1 protein-coding gene is annotated in these 757 nt (G+C 37.6%); it reads left to right on the forward strand.

Annotated features, from left to right (window positions below; genetic code table 11):
- Window positions 1-529: 529 nt before the first annotated feature.
- Window positions 530-757, forward strand: a 228-nt coding sequence (locus R7Z77_RS25210; protein WP_318137025.1) for a lamin tail domain-containing protein, incomplete at its 3' end; no start/stop codon positions are given.

Consider the following 757-nt stretch of genomic DNA (forward strand, 5'->3'; position numbering starts at 1 on the left):
TTCCACGATAGATGATGGATGAGATCTTATTGTCTCGCGTTGGTTTTATAACGCTTGTGTATGTTTTTCTCCACTGTGTTGTCGGAATTTATCATTTTTGATTGATAAAAATTTGAAGTGTAAATGGCGAGTGCGCAAAGCGGGGGAGTAAATAACAAGCGAGAGCCTGAAATAAACTAAAGTAGCAATATTCTAAATTAGTAATTAATTATATTTAATGAAGCATGAAAGCGCTCGAAATAATAATTTGGTGTACCAAGAAAGCATTGATGTATTCCATAACATGGAACGGAAAAATAAACTGAGCAATTAGTCTAATTTTGCTTTCCTGCTGCACTACTGAACTGTATTTATTACAAAATATGTTTGAATGCGCTGTTTTGGCATATTTTTATAGATTCACATGTGATTTATTTCACGGCTTTTACTGCTCTTTCTTATTTATTTCATAAATAAACCTGATAGTAGACGCAAATGGTAGGCTCTGATCGGAGCTTAGTTTGCATTTAAATAAATATCAGGTACGACAATGGACACGTTAATCAAACCCTCAATACTCGCATTAACCATCGCCAGTGCGCTTAGCGCTAACGCGAATGCAGAAATTATCATTTCCCAGTACGTAGAAGGTGGCTCGTATAATAAAGCGGTCGAGATCGCGAATACCGGTGATGCCGCAGTCACGCTAACAGGTTATGAGCTAGCGAAATCATCTAATGGTGGTGGAACTTGGGGCAGCAAGATCGATTTGAGCCAA

This window comes from Vibrio sp. 1401, assembly GCF_033340295.1.